We start from the raw sequence: 26,630 nt of genomic DNA on the forward strand, positions 1-26,630 counted from the left end.
TTCATAAAATCGTTAAGGAGAGGAGATAATAAGTGTAGAGGTTCTAATTTTTTTTTGTTAAAATAATATGAAACTGGTTTCATATTAGAGCTTGGAGGAAGTACTATGGTGACGATATCAGATGTTGCAAAGCGATCAGGACTTTCAAAGTCCACCGTGTCACGCGTTATTAATAACCATCCTTACATTTCAAAAGAAAAACGAGAGCTTGTACAAAAGGCGATGGACGAGTTAGGGTACTATCCTAACCCTTCCGCAAGAAGGTTAAGAGGTCAATTGAAAAGTACTATGGGGGTAATTGTTCCAAGAATTGTAAATCCGTTCTTTTCTTATTTAGTGGATGCCATTGAACAAACGGCTTATCAAAATAATTATCAGCTTCTCATTTTTCAAAGCAATGAAAATAAGGAAAAAGAGTTGTCGTTTTTGAATCTATTAAAAACGAGACAAGTAGACGGAATCATCATGACCTCTGTGGAAAACAACTTTGAGGTCATAGAGCCCTATACGAAATATGGCCCCATTTTATTCTGTAATGAATACTTAACTAATACTAGCGTGCCAAAAGTAAAATTAGATCAATCCATTGGAAGTTATACAGGAATGAAACACTTGATTGATCGGGGGCACACAAAGATAGGATATTGCACTGGAGGCTTATTTGCTGAAGATGGTAAAGATAAAGATCGAAATCAAGGTTATCAAAAAGCTTTAGACGAAGCTGGTATCCCTGTTAACACCAATTGGATATTTATCAACCAGCATACGATTGAAGATGGAAAAGAAGTAATGAAACAGATTCTTTCTATGGATGATAGACCTACAGCCATTTTTACAGGCAGTGATGAGATTGCTGCGGGAGTAATGATAGAGGCAAAAGACCAGGGGCTAACCGTTCCTGATGATATAGCAATCGTCGGTTTTGATGATCAGCCGATTGCTGAGATGCTTGACCCGAAACTCACAACAATCAGGCAGCCGATATCATTGATGGGAGAAAAGGCTGCAGAAGGGTTAGCACTGATGATGCAAGAGAATGCTGTCAATCCTAAAGATGTAGATTTACCAGTGGAACTAATTATAAGAGGGTCCACATAAGTCTGATTTCTAAATTTCATTAAAAACAAAAAATTAAAATAACTATTGAAACCGATATCATATTCCTTTATAATTCAAAACAATACTAAAACGCCTTATAGGAGATGATTTTTTTTAATATTTTATGAAACCGGTCTCACAAATGAATGGAATGTCACACCGCACGTTTTATTGTATGTTCCTTTATTTTTAAGGGTTTAACGATTTAATTTTTTTAAGTGTTTATGAAACCGATATCATAATTAAGGAGTGTTGAATGTGAAGATGAAAAAACTTATTTCAACTGTAGTTGTTTCAGGTGCTTTACTAACAGGCTGCTCGTTTTCCTCTGGATCTTCAGGGTCTTCCGATGCCGACCAACTGACCATCGAAATCTTTCAGGGGAAAGTAGAGTTTAAAGATCAATTCGAGGAACTTGCCGAGAAATATGAAGAAGAAAATCCAGACGTCGATATTAAAATCACCTCTGTAGGTGGAGGTTCTGATTATGCTGCCTCTCTAAAAACGAAGATCGCTTCAGGGGATGAACCGGAAATTTTCAGTGCCGCTGGCCCAACGGAAGCTGCTAGATTCGAACAATACTTGAGTGATTTATCTGATACAAAAGCAGCAGATTTAGCCTTAGATGGAAGCCTTGATCCTGTCACAAAAGATGGGGAAGTCCACGGGTTACCGTTCAATCAAGAAGGTTACGGTTTTATCTACAACAAGAAAGTATTTAAAGAAGCTGGAATAAATCCAGATGAAATTCTAACATATGAGGATCTTGAGAGCGCCGTGAAGAAACTGGACAGTCAAAAAGATCAGTTAGGTCTTGAAGCGGTATTTGCTTTCCCTGCGAAGGAAAAATGGGTCCCGGGCAACCACCTCTCTAATGTGTTTCTTGCGTCAGAATTTAACCAAAAAGTTTTGGAAGCTTACAATTCAGAGTCCGTAGCGTTTGAAAAAGGAGATGAGTTTAAACGGATGATTGATTTGCAGGCAGAATACTCGGTTCAACCGGTACTGAGTTTGGATTATTCTCAGCAGGTGGAGGAGTACTTCTCTCTTCAAAAAGTAGCGATGATACAGCAAGGGAACTGGATTTATCCTTCCGTTCAGCAAATGGACGAGGAGTTCGCTGAGAACAACGTAGGAATATTGCCAATCCCAGTCGAGGGATCTGAAGGGAAACTTCCTGTAGGGATTCCTAACTACTGGGCCGTGAACAAAAACAGTGATGATGAAGTGATTCAAGCATCGAAGGACTTTCTTGATTGGATGTACACCTCCGAGACAGGAAAAGAGGCTGTCTTAGAAGACTTTAAGTTCATTCCTGCTTATGAAGGGTTTGATACGAGCAAAATAGCGGATCCTATTTCAAAGGAAATTTACGAATATTCATCTGAAGGCCACACTACGGGTTGGGTACTTCTTGGATATCCCGGCGTGTGGGGAGATTATTTAGGAGGAAACGTTCAGAGGTATTTGAGTGGAGAAATGACCTGGGAAGAACTAGAAGAAGATTCTAAGAAGAAGTGGGAAGAGTTGAGAAAATAAACCCTTTTTCTGAGAAAAGCTAACAATCGAAAAGAGAGGTTGTTAGCTTTCCCTATTATCTTTCGAATAAGGTCATGTGAAATAAAAAATAAGGAGGAGCTCCATGAGTAACCAAAGTAAGTGGTTTTGGATATTTCTTTCGCCGGTGCTGTTAGCCCTGACGGTCGTTGTTGTCTTCCCGTTTGTGTATGGATTTGTTTTTTCATTTTCCGATTGGAACGGTCTTACAGCTACATCATTTGTAGGGCTTGAACATTATATTAACCTATTCCAAGAAGAAGAATTTATGAATTCAATTTGGTTCACCGTGAAATTCTCTGTCGTAACGGTGATTCTTTTAAACGTATTTGGACTTGGTCTTGCATTGATTGTCACACGTAAAATTAAATCTGGTAATCTACTTCGAACAGTATTCTTTATGCCTAATTTAATTGGTGGATTAATCCTGGGATTCATCTGGCAGTTTATTTTCATCAGCGTGTTTGGAGATGTTGGAAATCTTCTTGGATTAGAGAGTATGCAAGGATGGCTTTCTACACCAGAGACAGGATTTTGGGGACTTGTCATACTAACATCATGGCAGATGGCAGGTTATATCATGATCATCTATATTGCTTACCTGGAAAATATACCCAAGGATTTAATTGAAGCAGCTCAAATTGATGGGGCAACCGCTCTTCAGCGCTTCAAAAATATTATTTTTCCACTTGTAGCCCCTGCTTTTACGGTCAGTATGTTTTTAACGTTATCTATGGCTTTTAAAATCTATGATCAGAACCTCTCATTAACGAATGGCGGGCCATTTAATTCTACGCAAATGGTAGCGATGGAGATTGTACGAACAGCCTTCTCAGATAATGAAATGGCTTACGCTCAAGCGAAAGCTGTGATTTTCTTTTTAATTGTAGCCGTGATTGCTTTGACACAGGTTTATTACAATAAAAAACGGGAGGTAGATCTGTAATGAAAAGGAATAAGGAAAAAAGAAATCTATTCTCCATTGAAGTGCTTGGTTTAGTATTGGGTTTGATTTGGATTGCGCCTTTCTACCTTATGATTGTAAATGCGTTAAAAACAAAAAAACAGATTTTTACAGGTGTTCTTGGGTTACCGGACTCGGTTGCACTAGGAAACTTCGTACAAGCTTTTGTTGATTTGGAATTTTTGAAGTCACTATTTAACTCTGTGCTTATTACAGGAGTAAGTGTTGCTGTAATCATCTTGTTTTCAGCGATGGCAGGCTATGCTTTAGCTCGGAATAAAAGCAAGCTAAGTGGCGGGCTGTTTTTTGTTTTTGTGGCAGCTATGCTGATTCCTTTTCAATCTGTCATGATCCCTCTTGTCTCGATTTTTGGCCAAGTAGACATGTTGAATGCCGCAGGGTTGATTTTTATGTATCTTGGGTTCGGGTGTAGTTTATCGATCTTCTTGTATCATGGGGCAATGACCTCCATTCCGAAGTCGCTCGATGAAGCTGCCATTATTGATGGGGCCAATCGCTTTCAATTATTCTGGTACATTATCTTTCCGTTGCTTAAGCCGATATCCGTTACTGTGGGGATATTGAATGTGATCTGGATTTGGAATGATTATCTATTGCCTTCCCTTGTCCTTAATGAAGCCAACGCGACAATCCCTTTGAAAATGTTCTTCTTCTTCGGGGAGTACACGAAGCAATGGCATCTGGCATTAGCTGGGCTGACACTTGCGATCATCCCAGTCATCATCTTCTATTTCTTTGCACAAAAGCAGATTCTTAAAGGAGTTTCCGAAGGAGCTGTAAAATAACTAGTTTTTAAAAAATCAAGTAAAGGGAGAAGAGAATGAAACAAAAATGGTGGAAAGAAGCAGTTGTTTATCAGATCTACCCTAGAAGTTTTATGGATTCAAATGGTGATGGAATCGGTGATATTCAGGGAGTGATATCGAAGTTAGATTACTTACAAGGACTGGGCATTGATGTGATCTGGATCTGTCCTATCTATTGCTCACCTAATGATGATAACGGATACGATATTTCAGACTATAAAGCGATCATGCCTGAGTTTGGAAGTATGTCAGACTTCGATGAGTTGTTAAACGAAGTTCACAACCGTGGGATGAAGTTGATCATGGACCTTGTCATCAATCATACTTCTGATGAACATCCCTGGTTTATTGAATCTAAATCTTCGCGAGATAATCCATTTAGAGATTACTACATTTGGCACCCTGGTAAAGACGGAAAAGAACCGAATAACTGGGCGTCTATCTTTGAAGGTTCTGCATGGGAGTTTGACCCTGAAACTGAGGAATATTACATGCATATCTTTTCTCGTAAACAACCAGATTTGAATTGGGAAAATCCTAAAGTAAGAAAAGATATCTATGAAATGATTAACTGGTGGTTAGAAAAAGGGATCGATGGATTTCGGATCGATGCGATCTCTCATATTAAAAAAGCCCCGGGGTTTCCCGACGTCTCTAATCCTGAAAATAAAAGATATGCTTCTTCCCTTGAAGGGCATAGGAATCAGGAGGGCATCCAGTACTTTTTAGAAGAGCTAAAGGATGAAACGTTCAGTAAGTATGACATTATGACCGTCGGAGAGGCCAATGGTGTCACTGTAGAGGAAGCAGAAGAATGGGTTGGGGAAGAAGAAGGAAAGTTCAATATGATTTTTCAATTTGAACACAATGACCTGTGGCAAAAAGGGAAAAACAATGGGTTAGACATCCATGAGTTAAAAACCGTTTTTACAAAATGGCAAACGGGGCTGAATAATATAGGGTGGAATGCTTTGTTTTTAGAAAACCATGATCTCCCGAGGTCTGTTTCTGTATGGGGGGATGATCAGGAGTTCCATAGCCAATCTAGTAAGTGTTTGGCAACCTTGTATTTCTTGATGCAAGGAACACCTTTTATCTATCAAGGTCAAGAAATAGGCATGACAAATGTGCGATTTCCTTCTATAGATGATTATAACGATGTGGCCATAAAAAATTTTTATGAAAATGAAATGGATGAGGGCAAATCCCATAAAGAGGTTATGGAAGTGATCTGGCAATCAGGACGTGATAATTCTCGTACACCCATGCAATGGTCGAATAGAAAAAATGCCGGCTTTTCAGATGAAATACCTTGGCTGAAGGTGAATCCTAATTTTAAAAACATCAATGTGGATCAATCGATAAATGATCATCACTCCATTTACCATTACTACAAAAATCTTATCCAATTACGCAAAGATCATCCTGTTTTAATTTACGGAGATTATGAGTTGATTTTGCCAGAACATGATCAGGTTTTTGCTTATACCCGGACTCTTAGCGATGAAAAAATGGTAGTGATTACAAACCTATTTTCAAAGGAAGCAGACTTCATTTTGCCAGACCACTTGAACCATAAACACGCGGAATTAATGATAAGCAATTATTGTGTAAACGCTTCTCAAGAAGTCACCCGACTTAAGTTAATGCCGTATGAAGCAAGAGTATACAGGTATATGATTAAGAGTTAATCTTATGATTTAAATGGCTCTTCTTCTAATAAGTAGCAGTGTTCATTCGATGTGGCTTGTAGAAGGTTTAGACGAGATTGAATATACATTGTAATAGTGTTTAAGGCATAAAGAAAGGATCAATGCATATCCGCGTTGATTCTTTCTTTGCGTTTCTATCAGAATTTTTCCGGTAAAATGGTACACTAATGGATAGAAACTATGTGTTGAGGGGATCACCTATGAAACAATTCGTAAAAGTATTACTGATCATCATCGGCAGTATATCCCTTGGACTGGGTGTGCTCGGGATTGTACTGCCTTTAGTTCCGACCACTCCGTTTTTACTTCTCACAGCTGCATGCTATGTGAGAAGTTCGGACCGTTTATACAACTGGCTGATGACGAATAAGTGGTTTGGAAGCTATATACGAAATTATAAAGCAGGAAAAGGCATTCCTATAAAAGCAAAAATATCTGTGCTCGTCATGATTTGGTTTTCATTCTTATTTTCTGCCTTTTATATTGCTTCCAATATATTCTTGAAGATTGGCTTTATATTCGGAGCATGCTTTTTCACTGTAGTCATCTACATGACGAAGACGTTGAAGCCTGAAGACGACGAGGCGTAATTGTTTCACGTGAAACAATTACGTACTAAGCTCGCTCATAAGCGCTTGAATATTACCTTCTGTGTCATGGAAAAACACCATCCAGGTTTCGGTATGATCCATTTTTGCAATGAGGTGAGGTTCATCAATGAATATTACTTCCTCAGACTTCATCTTTTCATAACTTGTATGTATGTCATCGACTGAGAAGTAAAGGATGGAGCTGTGGCTTTCGAAGTCTTCTTTTTCGGGCAAGGTCAACATGAGGCGCTGGTCGCCGCAAGAGAAAAAGGCCATGGTGTCTGTGTTGAAAATTAGTGGGAGTCCCAGCGAGTTTTGATAAAAGAGTGTTGCTCTTTCCAAGTTTTTGACAGGGATACCGATTTGGCCGATGTTACGGATTTCCATAAAGTCACTCCTTTTTCATTTCATTATAACTCAAACCATGTTTTGCTTCGAAAGCTTTTTCTTCATCTAGTTCCTATTAAGCTGTTTATCAAGACTCCAATCCAGGAGTCTTTTTTTATATGTTTTAATTGTTCACAAATTCTAAACAGATAGGTCACAGATTAGTCATACTACACTATTATTCTCGACTGAATAAAGGGATAAAATAGAAGTGGCGACATAGATTGTGAAATATCGAGCAATTTTAAAAACTAAAATCTTATTTGAGGTGGGAAAAACGGTTCTTTGGATGGCAAGCATTGGTACTCGTGCTTGAATAAACACACTCTTTATATCGAATTAAAAGTACCGCCTGCCGCTTTGTATCCATATGAACAAAATACGAATCAAGTAATTAGTTAGGAGGATCCTTATGAAAACCATCATTATATATGCAACGAAACATGGAAGTACAGAGAAAGCTGTACAGTTGTTAAAGGAGCAGTTGGCAAGTGAAGTGGAAATCGTGAACGTTAAGAACGTACGGGGAGTTGATTTGGAAGAATACGATCACGTTATTCTCGGCGGTCCAATTTATATGGGCAGACTACATAAAAAGATCTTAGCCTATGTTTACAATCATCTGGATACTCTCTTGCAAAAACGAGTCGGATTGTTTATCTGTGCTGGAGTAGAAGATCTGTTTGTTCAAGAAGAAGAATTGGAGGAAGCATTCCCTTACGAGCTTTACGTTCATGCTGTAGTTAAAGAAGTATTTGGATATGAATTCGATTTTCGTAAGTTAAGTGCTTTTGAAAAGATGACACTCCGCGCGAGAGGCATCGAAGGAAGTGTCTCTAAACTTTCTCCACCTGTCATCAAACAATTCGCTCATACAATTGAAGGGTAAAGGGTGTAGTGTGGTTTGGGGTTATCTTCCACCTCATATTTACCACCTCAGGTCATCCAGATTATGGATGACCTGAGGGGTCTTTACGTTAGGTCGTTGTGGTTAAACTATAAAACTTGGGTTCTATCTTTGTGGTCTCGACACGTTGTAAGGGCCTTCACTTATTCGTTACAATTTTCTTAACAATAAAAAATATAAAAATATTTGAATTTCACCTAAAGTAAAACCGCTTGGTTCAAATAGGAGAGATGAAAGGGGTGTGGTGATCTTGGAAGCCATCAGTAAGAATTTTTTCTTATACCTTTCTAACAACAAGTTGTTAGACCGCTTAGCAAAGCGTTTCGGCACGAGATTTGGGGCTGACAAGATAGTTGGAGGAGAAACCTTCTCCCAGGCAATTCCGTTAATACAACAATTGAACCAAGAAGGGTTACAGGTCACTGTCGACCATTTAGGTGAGTTTGTAAACTGTGAATCTGAAGCAAAGGAGCGGGCGCAGGAGTGCATCCATACGATACAATCCATCGCTCAGTATCAGCTTCAATCAGAAGTTTCTCTTAAATTGACATCGCTCGGGCTGGATATCAGTCGTGAGCTTGTCTATGAAAATATGGAAAACATTTTGCAGGAAGCAGAAAAGCATGGAGTGACCGTCACCATTGATATGGAGGACTCCTCAAGGTGCGAGGCTACACTGGAAATCTACAAAACGATGAAAGCCAAGTATTCCAACTTGGGTACAGTTATCCAGTCCTACCTCTACCGCTCATGTGGAGACTTAGACGAGCTTGACTCTTATGATCCATATTTAAGACTTGTGAAAGGTGCCTATAAAGAATCTGGCAAAGTGGCTTTTCCAGAGAAGAAGATGGTGGATGACAATTTGAAGCAGATGATTGAAAAGAATCTGCTGAACGGCAACTATACAGCGATTGCCAGTCATGATGACGCCATTATTGAGTTTACGAAGAATTTAGTGAAGAAGCACAACATCCCGACAGACCGGTATGAATTCCAAATGTTGTACGGGATGCGCAACCAGACGCAAGCTGATTTGGTGAAAGAGGGCTACAACGTCCGCGTCTATCTTCCTTACGGGGAGGATTGGTACGGGTACTTTATGCGGCGTCTCGCTGAACGTCCGGCCAACATAGCCTTTGCGCTCAAAGGAATTTTCAGCAAATAAAATTTTATCATTTTGAAAGGAGCATGTTCACATGGTACAGCCTTACAAACACGAACCATTTACAGATTTCACAATCGAGGAAAACAAAAAAGCATTCGAGGAAGCTTTAAAACAAGTAAAAGAAGAGTTGGGGCAGCAACATGACCTACTCATCGATGGCGAACGTGTCCGTACAGATGATCAAATTACTTCGACAAACCCTGCCAATACGAAGCAAGTGGTAGGAACGGTATCCAAAGCAAATGCTGATTTAGCTGAAAAAGCGGTCCAATCGGCTGCAACTGCCTTTGAAGATTGGAGAAAATGGGATCCGCGTGCTCGCGCTGAAATTCTATTCCGTGCAGCAAGCAAGATCCGCCGCCGTAAGCATGAGTTCTCTGCTTATCTCGTTTACGAAGTAGGTAAGCCATGGAAAGAAGCCGATGCGGATACCGCTGAAGCGATTGACTTCCTTGAATATTACGGCCGTCAAATGATCGAGCTGAAAGAAGGCAAGCCGGTGGAAAGCCGTCCAGGCGAAGAAAACCGCTACATCTACACATCTACTGGGGTAGCTGTTGTCATTCCGCCGTGGAACCTTGCGTTTGCGATTATGGCTGGTACGACCGTTGCACCACTTGTTACAGGAAGCACGGTCGTTATGAAGCCGGCAAGTAACAGCCCGGTCATCGCAGCGAAATTCGTTGAAGTGCTTGAAGAATCAGGCCTTCCGAAAGGCGTCTTGAACTTTGTTCCTGGTAGTGGCGGCGAAGTGGGTGACTACCTTGTTGATCATCCGAAGACAGCGCTTATTTCCTTTACAGGATCCCGCGATGTAGGTACACGCATCATCAAGCGTGCTGCTGAAATTCAAGCAGGTCAAAACCACTTGAAACAAGTCATCGCTGAAATGGGTGGTAAAGATACCGTCGTCGTCGACAAAGAAGCAGACCTCGAAACGGCAGCTGAGGCGATCATCGTTTCTGCATTCGGATTCTCTGGACAGAAATGTTCATCCGGTTCCCGTGCCGTCGTTCATGAAGACGTCTATGATCAAGTGCTTGAAATGGTCAAAGAACGTACAGAAAAACTTACAGTAGGTAACGCTTCTGAAGAAAATGTCTATATGGGTCCAGTTGTAGACCAAAGCGCTTTTGATAAAATCATGGGCTATATGGACGTCGGTAAAGAAGAAGGACGTCTTGTTACAGGCGGTAAAGGCGATGATTCTAAAGGCTACTTTATCGAGCCAACCGTCTTCGCTGACCTTGACCCTAACTCCCGCATGCAGCAGGAAGAGATCTTCGGACCTGTCGTCTGCTTTACAAAAGCGAAAAGCTTTGATGAAGCGATCGATATCGCTAACAATACCGAATACGGCCTAACTGGTGCTGTCATTTCTGATAACCGCGATCACCTTGAAAAAGCGAAGTACGATTTCCATGTTGGTAACCTGTACTTCAACCGTAATTGCACAGGAGCCATTGTCGGCTATCAGCCATTCGGCGGATTCAAGATGTCCGGTACGGATTCCAAAGCTGGAGGCCCAGATTATCTTGCGCTTCACATGCAAGCGAAGACAATCTCTGAAAAATACTAAGGCCCGAACCATAGAGTGGAAAGCTCAGAGTCTTCAAGACTCTGAGCTTTTTCAAACTCTAAGGTCTATCATCAACTAAGCGTAACTCCTTTCACCTATCCAATCCAAAAGCAGGAAATGAATTTTTCTTTTTCTTTCAAGACTAAATCGATATAATGGAGGGTAATATCTATGTACGTTTCAGCTCCCTTTGGAAAGGTTAGGATTCGAATGGAAATAAAAGATTTGATCTTGCAGACCGATGACATTCATAAAGCGACAGAACTCATCAGCTCAAAGCTGGAGAAGCCAGTCATCATTGAGAATAAGAATTTTGAACTGATCTCCTACAGTGCGTCCTTCGATGATTTTGATCAAACCCAGCAGAAGACCATTCTCTCGAAAAAGTGTCCCATCTTTATTATTGATCGTCTGAAAAAGGAAGGGATTGTCCAAAAGTTAGAGAGAAATCCAGACCCGATTCGTGTGCACCCGATCGAAGAATTAGGGTTTGAGCAGCGGATTGTTATCGCAGCGAAACACTTAGGCCACACGATGGCGTACATATGGGTACAGGAATCTGATCACAGGATGAATCAAGAAGAGTTGGACTTCCTTGAGGAAGTGACTCCTCATTTAGGTAAGCTCGTCTATGATGTGTACACGAAAGTCAATGCCAAAGAAGGGAAGAAGGAGAAGCTGCTCTGGCAACTGTTGCATCATGAGTACGGCAGTGAAAGCCAGTTCCGTCATGAAGCGTCACTTGCCAAGCTGAACTTGCCGGAACGCTTCTCTGTGCTCGTCTTTTCTGTCGTCGCCCCGCAGTACACATACATGCTCGATTATTTGGAAAAGACGATTGAGCGCTCAAACTTTAGAAAAAGGATTCAGTTCTTGAAATCCGAGTTTCAGATCATCCTCGTCTTAGAAGGCAATAAGGATGAGAAGTTTTCATCAAGGAGGCTAGCCCGGGCATTCATTGAAGATGTGAAAGAGGATACCCAGGAGGATAATTTCTATAATTACCTGATAGGCGTCGGGAAGGAATACACGAGTTTATATTTTATGAGAAAAAGCTTTCTTGAAGCGCTTGAAGTGATCGAGACAGCCAACTTCATCAGTCCGCGCCCTGAGTCGATGCCGCGTGAATTCGCTGAACTCGGCATTTACCGTTATTTGGCTTCTTTATATGAGAAAAACAGCTCCGAAGATTACTACAGTGAGGACTTGCTTATTCTCATTCAAAATGACGCAGAGAAGCAGACGGACCTCCTAAAGACGCTTGAGGTTTATATGAGTAATAACGGAAAAGGAAAACAGACCGCACAAGAACTGTTTATCCATCCGAACACGCTCAATTACCGTATCAAACAAATTCAGGATCTCACAAACATCGATTTTTCCAACTTTAATATGAAGGCGTATTTGTACACGGAGCTCCTCCTGCTTAACAATGTAGAAGCTTACTATCAGCGCTATAAATCAGCATTACAATAAATCAGAAGGGCAGCCGCCGTGGCTGCCCTTTACTTTATGATTGAACGACGTTTTCTTTCCATACGCATTTACCAGCTTGATAGGTTTTGTATCCTCCACTCAAATTACTAGATTCATATCCATTGTGATTCAGAATCCTCGTAGCGAGGTAGCCGCGAAGTCCAGCCTGGCAAGTGATGTAGATGGTTTGATCCTTTGGCAGCTCCTCAATCCGATTCCGTAGATCCCCAAGCGGAATATTGATGGAGCCTGGAATAAAGCCGATTTCTCTTTCTTCCGGCTCACGGACATCCACAAGCAGGCCTCCTTGTTCTATAATTCTATCGATCTCGTGATAATGGACGATGTTTACTTCACCGTCGACGATATTGGAAGCCACATATCCCGCCATATTTACAGGATCTTTGGCAGAAGAATAAGGAGGAGCATAGGCGAGCTCTAAATCCGCCAGATCTGCCACATTTAATCCGCCTTTAATCGCTGTGGCAATGACATCGATCCTTTTTTCTACTCCCTCGTATCCAACAGCCTGCGCGCCGAATAGTTTGCCTGTTTCAGGTTCAAATATCAGTTTCAAGGCAAGTGGCTGGCCGCCTGGATAGTAGGTAGCATTGGAAGCGGGGTGGATGTGAACCACTTCTGATGCAATCCCTAATCTAGATAAAACTTTTTCATTATTTCCTGTTGCTGCAACGGTTAAATCGAAGACTTTTGCTACAGAAGTTCCCAGCGTCCCCTTATACGAAACACCTTTTCCGTGGATATGATCCGCCACAAGTCTTCCCTGGCGATTGGCTGGCCATGCGAGCGGTACCATCGTTGGAACGTGCTGAATATAATCTTTGACCTCGATCGCGTCCCCGATTGCATAAATGTCAGGATCCTCTGTTTGGAGATGCTCGTTGACGATGATTCCGCCGCGTTTGCCGACTTCAAGCCCTGCCTGTACGGCTAGCTCGTTTTCAGGACGGACACCGATCGCTAAAATCGTAAGGTCACTGGACAGTTTCGTGCCGCTATCAAGGACGATGGTTTTTCCTTCGTCCTCAAATGACTTCACTCCATCTTCTAAAATCAGTTGGACTCCTTTATCCACTAATTCCTTGTGAACGAGAGAAGCCATTTCATAATCTAGCGGTGCCATCACCTGGTTGCCCAGTTCTACGAGTGTCACTTCTACCCCGCGGTGGACTAAATTCTCTGCCATCTCTAAACCGATAAAACCTCCGCCAATCACCACAGCTTTCTCAGGCTGTTTGTTGTCCACCCATGCCTTGATTTGATCAGTATCAGGGACAGATCTCAAAGTGAACACATGGTTGGCTTCCTGAAGTCCCTCAAAAGGAGGCACGATCGGCCGTGCGCCTGGAGATAGAATCAATCGATCAAAGCTTTCGTTATACACGTCTCCGGTACGCAAATCTTTAATAGCAAGCGTGCGATTCTCCCGGTCAATTCCGATTGCTTCACTGAGGTTGCGGATTTCAAGGTTGAATTTTTTGGACATTCCTTCAACCGTCTGGACAAGCAGGGAATCTCGGTTGGTAATCACGTCACCGATGTAATAGGGCAGCCCGCAATTCGCAAAAGAGATGTACTCTCCTTTTTCAATCATAATAATTTCATCTTCTTCACTAAGTCTACGAAGTCTTGCTGCAGCTGTAGCTCCTCCAGCCACACCGCCGACAATAATAATTTTTTTAGCCATCCAGCCTCACTCCTCAATAAGTAAATACACTACAGGGTATTATATTGTTCATAAGATGTGAATTAATTCACAATTAGTTGATAGTTAAATTGTACTCCCTGAGAGATCAGATTTCAATATACCCACCAGTGTATATTTTGTGACAAATATCACAAACTGGGTGAAAAGCCTCCTATTCCATAGGAAAACGCTATCAAATGTGATAAAATAAAGGTGTAGGTTAGATCATAAAATTTATAATTTGGAGGGTTTCCCCATGACTAAGAAAATCCTCGTCGCTTATGATGGCAGTGAACCTAGTAAACAGGCCGTACTGGAAGCGAAAAATCATTCAGTGGAAACACCAGACAGAGAGATTCACATCGTCTCCGTTGTCAAACCTACAGGACCATTCACAAACAAAGCTGTTTCTAAGCAAATAGGGGATGAAATGGCGAAAAACTATGAATTTGAAATGCAGGAAATTAAACAGGAGATCGAATCAGAGAATGTCTCTGTTGTCACAAAGGTCGTTGTTGGAGAGTTAGAGAATAATCCGGGGGAAAAGGTATGTGAGTATGCCGAAGCCAATGATATCGATTTTATTATTGTCGGCAGCCGCGGATTAGGCAACGTGAAGCGGATCTTCCTCGGCAGTGTCAGTAACAACATTGTCCAGCATGCGACCTGCCCTGTCCTTGTTATAAAATAGTTCATTGAAGTGTCTTCCTTGAATTTGTAAGGAAGACACTTTTTTTAATAAGGCAATTTTTTACGGTGTGGGGCTCCACTCTGATTCCAAGGCGCTTGTGATTTTGTTCATTAATCAAGATCTCTCAGCTCTTTGAATGTTAGAAAAACGAATGCGGCAAACAAGGAAACTAACACAGCACCAACCGCCATGATATGATCGATCGCCACTCCTAAAGCAAGCACCCCTGATGTAATGGCATAACTTACAGGAATCAACCCCATCGAAGCAAGAGAAACCAATCCCATCACACGTCCCAACACTTTTTCGTCGATGATGCTTTGGATCGCTGATATCGAAGAAATATTGGAAAAAGAGAGGCACATGCCGAATAATCCCAGCATGACAATGCTTTGCCATAACTCGTTCGTGAAGCTTAATCCCGTAAAAGCGAGTCCGGAAAGTACCAGTGTCGTTAACGTCAGCTTTCCGCGATTTTTCTTCGCATTCAAAATCCCGATCAGGATCGATCCGACGAGCATTCCCCCAGCAAGACCCGCTTCAAGAAAACTGAAATCAACTGCGGTGCCGTTCAGAATGTTTTTAACAAACAGGGGAAGTCCCATCGACATAGGTCCCACGATAAACAAGTTCAGCAAGATGGAAGCAAGTACGATCAGAGTCAGTACACGCGATTCTTTTACATAGACAATCCCCTCTTTAAATGTCTCCCAGAACGCTTTATCTTTATTTTCCTGCTGGGTAGCGTCCTCATTTATTTTCATAGAGAAGACGAGCGAACTCGCGATGATAAGCATCACAGCGGTTGTCACAAACACAGTGACATAACTTCCATAAGCAATAAGGACGCCTGCAATCATAGGGGCCAGGATAAATGACGTTTGGTTCGTCATCTGGATAATCGAGTTTCCACGCGTCAGGTTTTCTTTATGGACAATGGAAGGAATGACAGCACTCTCCGCAGCCCAGAAAAAGGCATCGAGTATGCCGAAGAAAAAGGCGAAGCCAACAAATGTCCACAACGTAATCCCACCGAACAAAAACCAGACGACGAGTCCTGCTAAAAGGATCCCTCGCAGAAAGTCGGATAAAAACATGATTTTCGTTTTGCTGTAGCGGTCGGCTACGGTGCCGCTAATGATCATGAACAATAGCCTTGGAATACTTGCTGCAATATAAATGAACCCGAGAGAAGCTTCCAAGTTCAACACGTTGACGACATACCAGCTTTGGGAAAAAAGGAAAAAGGAGATCCCGAAGCTCGATAAAAGAGCAGCCCCCCATAAAAGAAGAAAATTCTTATTTTTAAAAACCGATGGTATGCTTTCTGTTTTTTCATTCGTAATCAATGCTGCTTCTTTTACTGACATGAATCATCCCGCCTTTATTTGTTTTGTTACTATTAGCTTAAGACTCTGACTTTCATCCGACGATGAGCCAGGGAACGAAATCTATTCCGTCTAGAGGCGGAATTTAGAAAAGAGGAAAAAGATGATTACGATTCAATCGTTATCCATACGTGATATAGAGGATACGATGCTGAATGAATTTGATCGGACACAAAAGACAACAAAGGTGCTTTATCAGCAAGGGGTAAAACTACTGGAAAAAGAGGACTGTTTTGATGATGACTGGTCAACAGATAAGAAACATGAAATCACGAGCCATTTCAAGAATGTACTAAAGCAGGGCGGTGCAGTGATCGCTGTGTTCGAGATCACTAAGCTTGCAGGATTTGCTGTGATTGAAGGCAAACACTTTGGGAGCCGGAATCAGTATTTGGAGCTTTCTTATATCCACGTAAGCAGAGAATTCAGAGGCCGGGGGATCGGGGAGGAACTGATGGTTGCTGTAAAGAAGAAGGCTTTACAATTAGGGGCATCGAAATTGTATATCGGCGCACATCCGTCTGTGGAAACCCAGGCCTTTTATAAAAAGACGGGATGTGTCCTCGCAGCTGAAGTGAATGAAGAAATCTATCAACGAGAACCAAGGGATCTCCAATTGGAATTGTCCTCTCGAAAAAATGTAAACGCTATCAATCTAGTGTGATAGAATGAAAATATAATCCATAATGTACCATTTTTTGAGGGAGGAAATGAACAGAATGTCCAATTTTGGCAACCAGGTTCAGTTCAAGGTTTATCAGACGATGCCGAATCCTGATCCCGACAGACTTCCAGTCAAATATGAAGAATGGGAAGCACTCGCACGCGAAAAGCTTGAGGACGGCCCATTTTATTATGTGGCCGGGGGTGCAGGCGGTGAAGAGACGATGGATGCGAATTTACGTACCTTTAACGAATGGAAAATTGTGCCCCGCATGCTTAGGGATGTAGAGAACCGTGATTTATCGGTTGAATTATTTGGACAAACATACGTGGCACCACTCATGCACGCCCCTATAGGTGTCCAATCGATCATTCACCCTGATGGAGAACTGGCATCAGCCAAAGCTTCCGCGGACATGGGCGTCCCTTATATCACAAGCTCCGCCTCTACGAAGTCGATGGAGGAAATAGCGGATGTCATGGGGGGTGCACCGAGATGGTTTCAGCTTTACTGGAACAAAGATCCAGAAGTGACAGCAAGCTTTCTGAAGCGGGCGGAAGCCTCAGGGTACTCAGCGATTGTCGTCACTTTAGACACTCCGATGATGGCCTGGCGCGAGTATGATTTGAAAAATGTGTACTTACCGTTTCTGATCGGAGAAGGGGTGGGGAACTACCTGACGGATCCAGCTTTCCGCTCTCAATTGCCCGTGTCCCCGGAAGAAGACCCGACTGCTGCGATCATGCATTGGACGCACACGTTTGGAAATCCAGGTTTGACGTGGAGTGACCTTTCCTTTTTAAGGAAGCATACGAGTCTGCCGATTTTGTTAAAAGGAATCCTTCACCCTGAGGACGCTCAACTTGCAATGGAGCATGGAGTGGATGGCATCGTCGTTTCCAATCATGGTGGACGACAGGTGGACGGCGCGATCAGTGCGCTGGATGCTCTCCCTTTGATATGCGATGTGGTCCAGGATGAAATTCCGGTGTTAATGGATAGCGGAATACGCAGAGGGTCTGATGTCGTCAAAGCCCTTGCTCTGGGAGCGAGAGCCGTCTTAGTCGGAAGGCCATGTATGTATGGCCTTGCTGTAGCGGGAGAACAAGGAGTACATGAAGTTCTGAGGAACCTCTTGGCCGATGCTGATTTGACGATGGCATTGGCGGGGCAGAAGTCGATTGCAGATTTGAATCGATCGGTACTTATGAAGATAGATTGACGGTCCAACGGCGGTTTCCTTTTTACATGGGAACCGCTTCTTTTAACCGTGTTCCTTTACTATGATTCTGCTCTCATGCCTGTCCAATCTCCGCATATATTGAAGAGAGACTTCATAGGAAAGGACTTTACGCATGAGACTCTCTCATTTCAGGTTTGGTGCCTCCCTTTACGCGTTGCTCTCCATCACCTTTTGGGGGGGCTCTTTCGTTTCAACCAAAGCGGTATTGGATAAAATGGATCCTTTCTCACTACTTGTTGTCCGTTTTGGAATAGGAGCTTTGTTTCTCCTCGGACTTGTCGTTTTGTTTCACTATCCTTTGAGTATTAAACTTGCTTACTTACCTCACTTACTCATTCTCGGCATTCTTGGGGTCTTTGTCCATCAGGTCGTCCAGGCCTCTGCCCTTTTGACGATTCAAGCGTCCGATGCCGGCTGGCTTATTTCCTTATCACCGATCTTTACCGTTTTACTCTCCCTGATATTTTTGCAGGAAAAATTAAGTATCGGAAAGGTTGCAGGCATCAGCATCGCTGTGGCAGGGGTTCTTCTAATAACGACGGTTGGACACGGCCGTTCAATCGGATTTTCGCTTAGCATCGGCTATTTTTTGATGATAGCGAGTACGTTAAACTGGGCTGTCTATTCTGTTTTATTGAAAAAACTTGCGATTCCAATGCCATCACTTGTCGTTACATTTTATATGAGTATGATCGGCTTTATCATGACGCTTCCTTTTTTCGTACGGAACAAGGGGCTCAAGCAGCTTGCCACTCTAGAGTCAGAGCATTGGGCCCATCTGCTTTTTCTCGGCATCTTCGTATCAGCGGTTGCCTATTGGTACTGGGCGAAGGCGCTTGAAGTCATGCAGGCTTCTCAAGTGTCTGTTTTCATGTATTTTGAACCGTTAGCTACACTGATAGCGGCTATCATCCTTTTGAATGAGCGGTTCATGGCCTCCTCACTCCTTGGAGGGTGTTTGATCATCTTCGGGGTCATGCTCGTTCAAGAAAGGTTTAGGCTCGGGAAACCCTTTAAATAAGGAGGAACAGAATATGGAAGTTAAACAAAGGGTTCGGGAAAAGTTCTCAGACCTTGAATCCCATCAGCCAGAAGACTTGAAGAAAGCGCTTCTGGATTTAGATGTGTCACTAGAGGAACTGATGGAATTTTTGCACGATCCGGAGGGAAAACCATATTACCGCCAACTGCTCTATCAAGATGACCATGTGGAAATGATTGTGATGAATTGGGCTGACATTGCATGTGCTCCTCACGATCACGGTCATTCCTCCGGCTGGATCCGAGTTATGAGCGGAGAAACGAAGCAGACGATTTACAAAGCGGAAGGGAATGAGCTTCCGAAACCTCTTTTTACAGAGATTAAAGAAAAAGGGAAGCTCTTTTTCGCACCTAAAAAAGGGATTCACAAAATGGGGAGTCAAGGCGATGAACCGCTTGTCACCCTGCACTTGTACTCACCACCTATTCGCGGCATGAAAGTGTATGATCTTGAAACCTGTGCCGCCTGTGTTGTATCGAGTGATTGTGGGGCCTGGTGGCCGGAAGAGCAGCGGCAGCGACTTGAAGAGATTAAGCTGCAAAGAGGATGAAGGTTGATATGGACAAAAAAAGCTTGCAGGAAGCGAATCCTGCAAGCTTTTTACTTTACTATAATGGACGATCTTCAAAATCATACTCAACTGGTCCTGGAGCCACTTTGGCATTCTCCAGGGCAGGCGAGTCTGGGCGAGCAATTTCATACACCCCAGCACCTACAATTTCTACTGTTTCTTTAAGTTTCTCTTTGCTGATCTTATCCAGGGTATCTTCAGGTGAGTGGTACCATGGCTCTAGAGGAGCGTGAATAAATAAAGCTGCTGGAATTCCACGCTCAAAGAACGGGACATGGTCACTGCGTCCAAGCTGGCCATATTCAATCATTTCTTCCGCAACTCTTGCCCCAGCAGAAGCCCCGAGGTCAGTCACGAGGTTCTTCTCTCCATCTGGTGTGAACATAATTAAGTCTCCAGCGTCTTTGCTGCCGATCATATCCATTTGAAAATGAGCGACCGTACGATCGACTTCATCTTGACTTAACGTACTCGCGTAGTGGTATGATCCCACAAGCCCTTTCTCCTCTGCACCGAACGTCATAAAACGTAATTCGGTATCTGTCGGAGTTTTAGCCATAATTCTTGCGAGTTCAAGTACGCCGGAGACACCTGAAGCGTCATCGTTCGCACCAGGCCCGCCTTCAACGGAGTCATGGTGGGCACCTACCGTAATGATTTGGCCGGTGTCTTTATTTTTGTGCGGCTTTTTCGTTGCGATAACGTTATAGGAGGTGCCGTAGATCGGCCCTGATCCTTCTACAGAAACGGTTGCCATAACTTCTCCAGCCCCTAATTGCTCAACAAGCTGAAGTCCGGCATCACGGTTGATGGCTACGGCAGGGATATTTTGTCCATCGTATGTATAGCCAAAGTCATTGCCTTCCGCTCCTTCACGATTGAACATAATCACTCCTTCAGCCCCTTGATCCAGCACATTTTGCACTTTCTCATAAAAACTGATTTCTCCGCGTTCGATTAATGCGATTTTACCGTCAAGGTCAACCGTTACTTCGTCAGCTGAAGCCAGTCCAACATAGACGAGAGAACCTTCTACCGTGCCATCAACAGAACCATTAAACGTATGGACGTCCCCATCAAAATCGGTTCCATTGATTGTGATGGTCGAAGTTCCTTCCCAGCCTGCTTCAAATTCAAACGGCTGTAACTCTGTTTCGTACCCGTAGCTTTCAAACTCGCTCTTAATGTACTGAACGGCATTGTACTCTCCTTGTGTCCCAGCTTCACGAGGGCTTTCAGACAAGAGAGCAATTTGATTGTACATACGATCTTCTTTGATCTTTTTAATGATCTTGTTGTCAAAAGCATGATCAGACTGAGCATTTGGTGCATGAGGGTTGGCATCAACTACTGCTGCATGAGCAGAGCTAAGGACTAAACCTCCTGCCAGCAAAACGGTAAGCGCTTTCTTTGACATTTCATTTCCTCCTTTAGATAGGTTATAAATTTACTATATGGTAATTTATCAAAATATGGCAAATATTAGAATTTTTTGGAGTGTTTTGATAGTTTTAGGAGTATATACCGAATTTCCTATATCGCTTTGTTAAGATTTTAGAGATAATGTCGAAACTATAGGGAATAACGTACAGGAGAAGGATGTTTGAGCAGGGGTTAATGCAGGGTTGGTACGAATGATTCATTTTTATGTGTTAAGTTCCATAGGGTAAAAAGCTTCTGACAAAATAAAAAAGCTGTGGAGAGATCATTCTCCACAGCTTGATCGCATGTGTTATTCTTTTTTCTCTGTCTTATTGATGATGGACGTACCAACAAGGTCACCTGTTACGTTCAACGCGGTTGCTCCCATACCGACAAGCACATCAACAGCTGTAAGAAGAGCAACAGCTTCCATCGGCAGACCGACCTGGGAGAATACAGTGGCAATCATAATGATTCCGGCACCCGGCACTCCAGCCGTACCTACAGAAGCTAGCGTACCCACAATGACGACTTGCAAAATGGATACAAAGCTCAAAGGTTCTCCTATGACATTGGCGGCAAAAACCGCGGAGACGGCAATACGGATGGCCGCACCGTCCATGTTAATCGTGGCACCTAAAGGCAGGCTAAAGCCATACAGGCTTCTGTTCAGCCCAAGGCCTTTAGCGGCGTTCAGTGTAACTGGCAGCGTTCCAGAACTGCTCTGTGTTACAAACGCTGTAAGCATAGGTGTGCGTGCTTCGCGGAAAAAGGCCGCTGGTGAATTTTTTGTCACCGCAAGCAGACCGATATAAATGGCCAGCTGGACGAGCAACGCTACATATAACACCATAATGAAGTTCCCCAGAGATAGTAGCGTATCTGCTCCCTGACTGCCGACAATCTCAGCAATAATAGCAAAAATACCGATCGGCACATATTGGAGAATGCCTTTCATTACCGTTAAGGTCACTTCATTCAATGCATCGATGACATTATAAAGCTGATTGGCAATCTCATTATAGGACTTTGTGGAGCGCAAGTAGGCAATAGCGATTCCGAATACGATCGCTGTAAAAATAATGCCTAATAGGTTCATTTCCGTAAAGGCCACCACAATGTTATCTGGTACGATATTTAACAGGACGCTTGTAACACCAGGGTTTTCGGGTACTTCAACGCTCTCGTTACCGGACAGGGACATCCCTTGGCCCGGCTTGAACAAGCTAGCGATCGCTGCCCCGATTAAGATAGCGAAAGCAGATGTCGCTAAATAGTATAGAAATACTTTTCCTCCCATACGTCCAAGGCTTCCGATATTGGTTTGATTGACACCAACGATTAACGTAAAGAGTATGAGTGGAATGATAATGAATTTAAGAAGACGAAGTAATAAATCGCCAAACGGCGCCAGAACAGCAGCGTCTTTTCCGAAGATCAGACCTGTCAGGATCCCGAGAATTAAGGCAACCGTGATCTTTTTAATCAAAGATGCCCCTATATATGAATTCCACAATTTTTTCATGTTAGTCCTCCTTTTACTACGAGTAAGTGGATAATTCCATTAATCCTTATCAAAATAGTAGTATTTATATTTCCTACATTAAGGTAAAGCATGAAAGAGGATATGTCAAAGTCCATGCTCGAACGTTAAGGCTTTTCTTATTTAGGGTACCCAACTATAACAAAAGAAAAGGGGTGAGCTGATGGAAAATAAGGAACCCGTTGTCGCCTTAACAGGAGCAAGCGGCTATATAGGTCAAAACTTAATGAACAAACTGACGAAAAATACGAAGGTCATTGCTCTCTCCCGTAATGGAGATCAGTATGAAGACAGTGAACAAGTGACGTGGCGCTCCTGTGATCTGTATTCCATGGCTGATGCTGAAAAAGCTCTTGAAGGAGCAGATATCGCTGTTTATTTGGTGCACTCTATGATGCCTTCAGCGAAACTGACGCAAGGATCCTTTGAAGATATGGACGTCATCCTTGCTGATAACTTTGCGCAAGCAGCAAAAAAGCAAGGAATTAAACAAATCATTTATTTAAGTGGAATCATACCTGAAGAAGCATCATCTTTATCACGCCATTTATCAAGCAGGCTCGAAGTGGAAAATATTCTGCGTGCGTATGGAGTGCCGGTCACGACTATACGGGCAGGACTTATCGTCGGTCCTAAAGGATCTTCTTTTCCCATCTTAGCGAAGCTTGTTAAGCGGCTGCCGTTTATGCTGCTGCCAGAATGGACAAGAACAAAAACACAGCCGATTGCTTTAGCTGATGTATTGAAAACGCTGCATCACAGTGTCGGAAATGAGGAACTTTGCAATCGCTCCATTGATGTTGGAGGCCCTGAAGTCATGACTTATAAATCCATGATGGAAAAATTAGCAGATATAATTGGGAGAGACCCGAAAATGCTCCCTGTTCCATTCATGACTGTGCATCTTTCCCGACTATGGGTCCGGTTTGTTACAGGTTCGCCGAAAGAAATGGTTTATCCACTAGTTGAAAGCTTGATCCATCCGATGACAGTGCAGAAGGATCATACACATCCTGTATGGAGCCATGGAAGCACTCCTTTTGAAGAAGCGGCAAAAGATGCGCTTGAGGAAAGTGGAACCCGTCCAAAAAATCAGCTGTTCACGCTTTCTCCCGTCCGGTATGACGTTCGTTCAGTCCAGAGGGTGCCGATTCCAGAAGGCCGGGATGCTGATTGGGTAGCCAAATATTATGTAAAATGGCTTGAAGAAGTGTTAAACCCTTGGATCAAAACGGAAGTAGATGGGAATCTCGGCTGCCAAATCGGATTTGTTTTTAATAAAACTCCGCTTTTAGAGTTGACTTATTCCAAAGAACGAAGTACGTCAGATCGCGCCCTGTACTACATTACGGGAGGATGGCTTGCTGACAACCAAAAAAATATTCGCGGGCGGCTGGAATTCAGGAAAATTCCCGATAAAGAAGAGGCCATCGTAGCCATTCATGATTACATGCCATCACTCCCCTGGTTTTTTTACAAGTACACCCAGGCAAAAGTACATTTATTGGTTATGACCTTATTTCGTAATCATTTACAGAAATTAGGTGGATATCAAAGCGAGGGAGGGGGTAAAAGAAGACAACCAACTTTGATGTCTCTTCCTATCCATGATTCATAAAATTCCGGTGTTGGGGAGGAAGTGGCAAGGGAGCAAGTATAGATATTTTAGAGAGCCCTTTTGAAATTATTCCTGATGAATAAAGAGAAGCCACCTTCTGAGAAGATGGCTTCATTTAACAATCTTTAGCAGCTCTGCTTATTATTTCGCAAAACAGTTATAAAACCATCTAATATATCATGACTTACGTTAAACCCTTTACGTTTATAGAAATCTAATGCATTATGATTTCCATTTGATACAAAGATAAAGTACTCTTCCACATCATTAAATTGCTTCATCCACTGTATGGACATGTTGAAAAGGGTAGAGCCAATTCCGTATTCTCTGTACCCTTCTTTTATATAAAATTGAGATAAGCAACCCACATCCTTTCCTTTTACAGAATCAGGATCAAAAAAAGTGGCAAAATCATTGGAATAGGTCTCTTTCGGAGAGATATTGGCATAAACGTAAGCGACAGGTTGATCATTATCTTTAACTACGACAGTATAATTGCGTGTCGCACTCTGGATGGAAGGGATCATCCGTGTGTCAAAATTCATGTCGTCAAATAACTCAGGTTTTATGTAAGCTTTAGACTTTTGAAAAGCCATAAGTTCATTGCATAAATCTTTACATAACTCAATTCTTCCCTCGGGGATGACTTCATATTTTAAATTCATTTTTTAGCCTCCATGTGCTTTTCTCATATCCCTGTTTTCTTGTCATGATCGTCGTTAAAGACAAGTATAAACGAGAGAGGCAACATCTCAAAGAGAGATGGAAGAACGAATATAGCAATGTCTTAGCGGTACCGAACCCTTCAAGAAAAACATCTGTGGAGACTCCGTGTTAGGTTTCATGTATAACTTCACCTGAACAGAAAAAAATAAACATAACCTGATTAAGGAAGGTGAAGGCAATGAGTAAAAAGGATAAAAAGCCCAATCGCCAGTTCAAGGAAACGAAAAGCCATGGCGAGCACAGAAATGGGCGTAAAGCTCAATTTAAGAACCATAGTGTAGAGTTTGGTGAGGAGCCGAATGAGTATTTGAATCGTGAGGCAAGACCTGAAATAAAGAATGATAACTAACGAAAAAGGGGTCTGCTCCAGTTAGGAGCAGACCCTACTTATATCTATATTTATCCAAACGCTACATCTAAGATCATCATCATAGTGAAGCCCACCATTAAACATAAAGATGCCAGGTCATTGTTGCCGTTCTCTTGAGAACCTGGAATCACTTCTTCTGAGACGACGAAAATCATGGCCCCTGCAGCGAAACTGAGCGCGATCGGGAGGAGCGGCTGAATAAACGTGACCGTCAAAACCCCGATCATAGCTGCGATAGGCTCGACCATCCCTGAAAGTTGTCCATAAAAAAAGCTCCGCCTGCGGGACATCCCTTCTCTTCTTAATGGAAGGGATACAGCTGCTCCTTCAGGGATATTTTGAATACAGATTCCAAGCCCTAATACGACCGCAGCCGTTAAAGAGGAAGAGGAGAAACCAGCTGCGACAGCACCGAATGCGACGCCGATTGCAAGCCCCTCTGGAATGTTATGTAACGTAATGGCTAAAACGAGAAGCGTACTTCTCTTTTTTCTTATTGGGTTGATGCCCTCTGCTTCCAAAATTGATGCGTTAGGGTGAAGGTGGGGGATGACTTTATCAATGCTCCATAAAAAAAGAGCCCCCAGTAAAAAACCTGACGCTACAGGAATCCAGGCAGGGAAAATGTGAGTTTCGGCCATCTCTAGCGCAGGAGAGAGTAGTGACCAGAAGCTCGCAGCGATCATGACTCCGCCTGCGAATCCTAACATGCCATCAAGCATCTTTTGGTTCATATGCTTTGTTGTAAAAACTAGAGCTGCGCCTAAAGCCGTCATGCCCCAAGTAATCGTTGTTACAAATAGGGCTTGATGTAAAGGTGATAACGTCTCTATGTAGTTGAACATGTCCACACACTCCCTTTACCAAATTCTATGAGTGTGCAGGGGATTTTATCATTGAAATTCAATGTTCAGATTGGCATCCACCACCTTATCGACTTCTATAAAACCCACCGATCTAGAAAATAGTTTCGAGATGTTTGTATGGATGTTTCCGTTACCTAAGTGCTAAGAAAGGTGTGAGAGGAAATCGTTCGCTTTCCGCGGGGATGGCGGAAAGCCTCCTCTGTTTACCAAACCTGTGGGGTCTTGCCAGCCATTCCATTCCCGCAGGAGTCTCTCAATTTCCCCTCACACCTTACGTTTATTAGTAGAACGGAAATATATTTATCGGAAGAAACGTCCATCCCATTTTTATTATTCATTTGGAAGGACACTAGTTTAATACTACATGAAGAAGAGTAGTTTACTTTTATTTTTTAGCTTTATTGTTGGAGCCCGATTCTGTATAGCTGACTCTACAGGTAATTTCTATTAAAATGGGTTCGTTAGGTTGATGAATGCGGGTGTGGCTGGGAAACGGCGAGACTCCCGCGGGAG

General features: G+C 42.7%; 24 protein-coding genes. 17 read left to right on the top strand and 7 right to left on the bottom strand.

Going from position 1 to position 26,630, the window contains the following annotated elements; genetic code table 11:
• The first annotated feature begins 105 nt into the window (after positions 1 to 105).
• From HM131_RS02305 to HM131_RS02330, 6 genes are all read left to right on the top strand, one after another.
• On the top strand, positions 106 to 1,098 hold the full coding sequence (locus HM131_RS02305; protein ID WP_085027548.1) for a LacI family DNA-binding transcriptional regulator: 993 nt from the start codon (positions 106 to 108) through the stop codon (positions 1,096 to 1,098).
• Positions 1,099 to 1,362: 264 nt separating this feature from the next.
• On the top strand, positions 1,363 to 2,637 hold the full coding sequence (locus HM131_RS02310; protein WP_085031741.1) for an ABC transporter substrate-binding protein: 1,275 nt from the start codon (positions 1,363 to 1,365) through the stop codon (positions 2,635 to 2,637).
• Between the two features lie 103 nt (positions 2,638 to 2,740).
• Positions 2,741 to 3,601 (top strand): carbohydrate ABC transporter permease, encoded by an 861-nt coding sequence (locus HM131_RS02315; protein WP_085027550.1) that lies wholly within the window; start codon positions 2,741 to 2,743, stop codon positions 3,599 to 3,601.
• Entirely contained in the window at positions 3,601 to 4,425 is an 825-nt protein-coding gene (locus HM131_RS02320) for a carbohydrate ABC transporter permease (protein ID WP_085027552.1), read from the top strand. Before HM131_RS02315 ends, HM131_RS02320 begins: the two co-directional genes overlap by 1 nt.
• 35 nt (positions 4,426 to 4,460) lie before the next feature.
• Entirely contained in the window at positions 4,461 to 6,137 is a 1,677-nt protein-coding gene (locus HM131_RS02325) for a glycoside hydrolase family 13 protein (RefSeq protein WP_085027554.1), read from the top strand.
• A 221-nt stretch (positions 6,138 to 6,358) separates the two neighbouring features.
• Positions 6,359 to 6,748, top strand: a complete 390-nt coding sequence (locus HM131_RS02330; protein ID WP_085027556.1) for a YbaN family protein — start codon at positions 6,359 to 6,361, stop codon at positions 6,746 to 6,748.
• An 18-nt stretch (positions 6,749 to 6,766) separates the two neighbouring features.
• Here HM131_RS02330 and HM131_RS02335 read toward each other — a convergent pair whose 3' ends face one another.
• Complete coding sequence (locus HM131_RS02335) at positions 6,767 to 7,135, bottom strand: VOC family protein (RefSeq protein WP_085027558.1); 369 nt, start codon at positions 7,133 to 7,135, stop codon at positions 6,767 to 6,769.
• Between the two features lie 412 nt (positions 7,136 to 7,547).
• Between HM131_RS02335 and HM131_RS02340 the strand changes: the two genes are divergently transcribed.
• The 4 genes from HM131_RS02340 (at position 7,548) to HM131_RS02355 (ending at position 12,265) form a co-directional block, all read left to right on the top strand.
• Entirely contained in the window at positions 7,548 to 8,024 is a 477-nt protein-coding gene (locus HM131_RS02340) for a flavodoxin domain-containing protein (protein WP_085027560.1), read from the top strand.
• Positions 8,025 to 8,292: 268 nt separating this feature from the next.
• Positions 8,293 to 9,210, top strand: a complete 918-nt coding sequence (locus HM131_RS02345) for a proline dehydrogenase family protein (protein WP_085031743.1) — start codon at positions 8,293 to 8,295, stop codon at positions 9,208 to 9,210.
• A gap of 31 nt (positions 9,211 to 9,241) precedes the next feature.
• Positions 9,242 to 10,789: an L-glutamate gamma-semialdehyde dehydrogenase gene (gene pruA, locus HM131_RS02350; protein ID WP_085027562.1), complete on the top strand. Its 1,548-nt coding sequence runs from the start codon at positions 9,242 to 9,244 to the stop codon at positions 10,787 to 10,789.
• Positions 10,790 to 10,960: 171 nt separating this feature from the next.
• Positions 10,961 to 12,265 carry a PucR family transcriptional regulator gene (locus HM131_RS02355; protein ID WP_232324850.1) on the top strand — a complete coding sequence of 435 codons (1,305 nt, stop codon included), beginning with the start codon at positions 10,961 to 10,963 and terminating at the stop codon, positions 12,263 to 12,265.
• Positions 12,266 to 12,299: 34 nt separating this feature from the next.
• On the opposite strand, the gene HM131_RS02360 is transcribed toward HM131_RS02355, so the two are convergent.
• Complete coding sequence (locus HM131_RS02360) at positions 12,300 to 13,973, bottom strand: FAD-dependent oxidoreductase (protein WP_085027564.1); 1,674 nt, start codon at positions 13,971 to 13,973, stop codon at positions 12,300 to 12,302.
• A gap of 256 nt (positions 13,974 to 14,229) precedes the next feature.
• Here HM131_RS02360 and HM131_RS02365 point away from each other — a divergent pair, with 256 nt between their 5' ends.
• The gene (locus HM131_RS02365) at positions 14,230 to 14,664 is read left to right on the top strand and encodes a universal stress protein (RefSeq protein WP_085027566.1); all 435 of its coding nucleotides are present in this window, start codon (positions 14,230 to 14,232) and stop codon (positions 14,662 to 14,664) included.
• Between the two features lie 110 nt (positions 14,665 to 14,774).
• Here the strand turns inward: HM131_RS02365 and HM131_RS02370 are convergent, their stop codons facing one another.
• Positions 14,775 to 16,034, bottom strand: a complete 1,260-nt coding sequence (locus HM131_RS02370; RefSeq protein WP_085027568.1) for an MFS transporter — start codon at positions 16,032 to 16,034, stop codon at positions 14,775 to 14,777.
• A 121-nt stretch (positions 16,035 to 16,155) separates the two neighbouring features.
• Between HM131_RS02370 and HM131_RS02375 the strand changes: the two genes are divergently transcribed.
• The 4 genes from HM131_RS02375 to HM131_RS02390 all read left to right on the top strand — a co-directional run bounded on the left by HM131_RS02375 (position 16,156) and on the right by HM131_RS02390 (position 19,551).
• Positions 16,156 to 16,716 (top strand): GNAT family N-acetyltransferase, encoded by a 561-nt coding sequence (locus tag HM131_RS02375; protein ID WP_085027570.1) that lies wholly within the window; start codon positions 16,156 to 16,158, stop codon positions 16,714 to 16,716.
• A gap of 55 nt (positions 16,717 to 16,771) precedes the next feature.
• Positions 16,772 to 17,938 carry a lactate 2-monooxygenase gene (locus HM131_RS02380; RefSeq protein ID WP_157130743.1) on the top strand — a complete coding sequence of 389 codons (1,167 nt, stop codon included), beginning with the start codon at positions 16,772 to 16,774 and terminating at the stop codon, positions 17,936 to 17,938.
• 133 nt (positions 17,939 to 18,071) lie between these two features.
• Positions 18,072 to 18,980, top strand: coding sequence for a DMT family transporter (locus HM131_RS02385; protein ID WP_085027575.1), 909 nt, complete (start codon positions 18,072 to 18,074; stop codon positions 18,978 to 18,980).
• Between the two features lie 13 nt (positions 18,981 to 18,993).
• Positions 18,994 to 19,551 (top strand): cysteine dioxygenase, encoded by a 558-nt coding sequence (locus HM131_RS02390; RefSeq protein WP_085027577.1) that lies wholly within the window; start codon positions 18,994 to 18,996, stop codon positions 19,549 to 19,551.
• 58 nt (positions 19,552 to 19,609) lie between these two features.
• Here the strand turns inward: HM131_RS02390 and HM131_RS02395 are convergent, their stop codons facing one another.
• The gene (locus tag HM131_RS02395) at positions 19,610 to 20,989 is read right to left on the bottom strand and encodes a M28 family peptidase (protein WP_085027579.1); all 1,380 of its coding nucleotides are present in this window, start codon (positions 20,987 to 20,989) and stop codon (positions 19,610 to 19,612) included.
• Positions 20,990 to 21,304: 315 nt separating this feature from the next.
• The gene (locus tag HM131_RS02400; RefSeq protein WP_085027581.1) at positions 21,305 to 22,519 is read right to left on the bottom strand and encodes a dicarboxylate/amino acid:cation symporter; all 1,215 of its coding nucleotides are present in this window, start codon (positions 22,517 to 22,519) and stop codon (positions 21,305 to 21,307) included.
• Between the two features lie 181 nt (positions 22,520 to 22,700).
• Here HM131_RS02400 and HM131_RS02405 point away from each other — a divergent pair, with 181 nt between their 5' ends.
• Positions 22,701 to 24,155 (top strand): NAD(P)H-binding protein, encoded by a 1,455-nt coding sequence (locus HM131_RS02405; RefSeq protein ID WP_085027583.1) that lies wholly within the window; start codon positions 22,701 to 22,703, stop codon positions 24,153 to 24,155.
• A 125-nt stretch (positions 24,156 to 24,280) separates the two neighbouring features.
• On the opposite strand, the gene HM131_RS02410 is transcribed toward HM131_RS02405, so the two are convergent.
• Positions 24,281 to 24,820 carry a GNAT family N-acetyltransferase gene (locus HM131_RS02410; protein WP_085027585.1) on the bottom strand — a complete coding sequence of 180 codons (540 nt, stop codon included), beginning with the start codon at positions 24,818 to 24,820 and terminating at the stop codon, positions 24,281 to 24,283.
• 239 nt (positions 24,821 to 25,059) lie between these two features.
• On the opposite strand from HM131_RS02410, the gene HM131_RS20870 reads away from it, so the two are divergent.
• Entirely contained in the window at positions 25,060 to 25,230 is a 171-nt protein-coding gene (locus HM131_RS20870) for a hypothetical protein (RefSeq protein WP_198162705.1), read from the top strand.
• A 50-nt stretch (positions 25,231 to 25,280) separates the two neighbouring features.
• Here HM131_RS20870 and HM131_RS02415 read toward each other — a convergent pair whose 3' ends face one another.
• Positions 25,281 to 26,096 carry a ZIP family metal transporter gene (locus HM131_RS02415; RefSeq protein ID WP_085027586.1) on the bottom strand — a complete coding sequence of 272 codons (816 nt, stop codon included), beginning with the start codon at positions 26,094 to 26,096 and terminating at the stop codon, positions 25,281 to 25,283.
• Between the last annotated feature and the right edge of the window lie 534 nt (positions 26,097 to 26,630).

Source organism: Halobacillus mangrovi, from assembly GCF_002097535.1.
In the GTDB taxonomy this organism is placed as follows: domain Bacteria; phylum Bacillota; class Bacilli; order Bacillales; family Halobacillaceae; genus Halobacillus; species Halobacillus mangrovi_A.

What these genes read in the sequence shown, in the direction of transcription:
- HM131_RS02305 (WP_085027548.1), top strand. Translation starts at nt 106, where the DNA reads ATGGTGACGATATCAGATGTTGCAAAGCGATCAGGACTTTCAAAGTCC.
- HM131_RS02310 (WP_085031741.1), top strand. Translation starts at nt 1,363, where the DNA reads ATGAAAAAACTTATTTCAACTGTAGTTGTTTCAGGTGCTTTACTAACA.
- HM131_RS02315 (WP_085027550.1), top strand. Translation starts at nt 2,741, where the DNA reads ATGAGTAACCAAAGTAAGTGGTTTTGGATATTTCTTTCGCCGGTGCTG.
- HM131_RS02320 (WP_085027552.1), top strand. Translation starts at nt 3,601, where the DNA reads ATGAAAAGGAATAAGGAAAAAAGAAATCTATTCTCCATTGAAGTGCTT.
- HM131_RS02325 (WP_085027554.1), top strand. Translation starts at nt 4,461, where the DNA reads ATGAAACAAAAATGGTGGAAAGAAGCAGTTGTTTATCAGATCTACCCT.
- HM131_RS02330 (WP_085027556.1), top strand. Translation starts at nt 6,359, where the DNA reads ATGAAACAATTCGTAAAAGTATTACTGATCATCATCGGCAGTATATCC.
- HM131_RS02335 (WP_085027558.1), bottom strand. Translation starts at nt 7,135, where the DNA reads ATGGAAATCCGTAACATCGGCCAAATCGGTATCCCTGTCAAAAACTTG.
- HM131_RS02340 (WP_085027560.1), top strand. Translation starts at nt 7,548, where the DNA reads ATGAAAACCATCATTATATATGCAACGAAACATGGAAGTACAGAGAAA.
- pruA (WP_085027562.1), top strand. Translation starts at nt 9,242, where the DNA reads ATGGTACAGCCTTACAAACACGAACCATTTACAGATTTCACAATCGAG.
- HM131_RS02355 (WP_232324850.1), top strand. Translation starts at nt 10,961, where the DNA reads ATGTACGTTTCAGCTCCCTTTGGAAAGGTTAGGATTCGAATGGAAATA.
- HM131_RS02360 (WP_085027564.1), bottom strand. Translation starts at nt 13,973, where the DNA reads ATGGCTAAAAAAATTATTATTGTCGGCGGTGTGGCTGGAGGAGCTACA.
- HM131_RS02365 (WP_085027566.1), top strand. Translation starts at nt 14,230, where the DNA reads ATGACTAAGAAAATCCTCGTCGCTTATGATGGCAGTGAACCTAGTAAA.
- HM131_RS02370 (WP_085027568.1), bottom strand. Translation starts at nt 16,034, where the DNA reads ATGTCAGTAAAAGAAGCAGCATTGATTACGAATGAAAAAACAGAAAGC.
- HM131_RS02375 (WP_085027570.1), top strand. Translation starts at nt 16,156, where the DNA reads ATGATTACGATTCAATCGTTATCCATACGTGATATAGAGGATACGATG.
- HM131_RS02380 (WP_157130743.1), top strand. Translation starts at nt 16,772, where the DNA reads ATGTCCAATTTTGGCAACCAGGTTCAGTTCAAGGTTTATCAGACGATG.
- HM131_RS02385 (WP_085027575.1), top strand. Translation starts at nt 18,072, where the DNA reads ATGAGACTCTCTCATTTCAGGTTTGGTGCCTCCCTTTACGCGTTGCTC.
- HM131_RS02390 (WP_085027577.1), top strand. Translation starts at nt 18,994, where the DNA reads ATGGAAGTTAAACAAAGGGTTCGGGAAAAGTTCTCAGACCTTGAATCC.
- HM131_RS02395 (WP_085027579.1), bottom strand. Translation starts at nt 20,989, where the DNA reads ATGTCAAAGAAAGCGCTTACCGTTTTGCTGGCAGGAGGTTTAGTCCTT.
- HM131_RS02400 (WP_085027581.1), bottom strand. Translation starts at nt 22,519, where the DNA reads ATGAAAAAATTGTGGAATTCATATATAGGGGCATCTTTGATTAAAAAG.
- HM131_RS02405 (WP_085027583.1), top strand. Translation starts at nt 22,701, where the DNA reads ATGGAAAATAAGGAACCCGTTGTCGCCTTAACAGGAGCAAGCGGCTAT.
- HM131_RS02410 (WP_085027585.1), bottom strand. Translation starts at nt 24,820, where the DNA reads ATGAATTTAAAATATGAAGTCATCCCCGAGGGAAGAATTGAGTTATGT.
- HM131_RS20870 (WP_198162705.1), top strand. Translation starts at nt 25,060, where the DNA reads ATGAGTAAAAAGGATAAAAAGCCCAATCGCCAGTTCAAGGAAACGAAA.
- HM131_RS02415 (WP_085027586.1), bottom strand. Translation starts at nt 26,096, where the DNA reads ATGTTCAACTACATAGAGACGTTATCACCTTTACATCAAGCCCTATTT.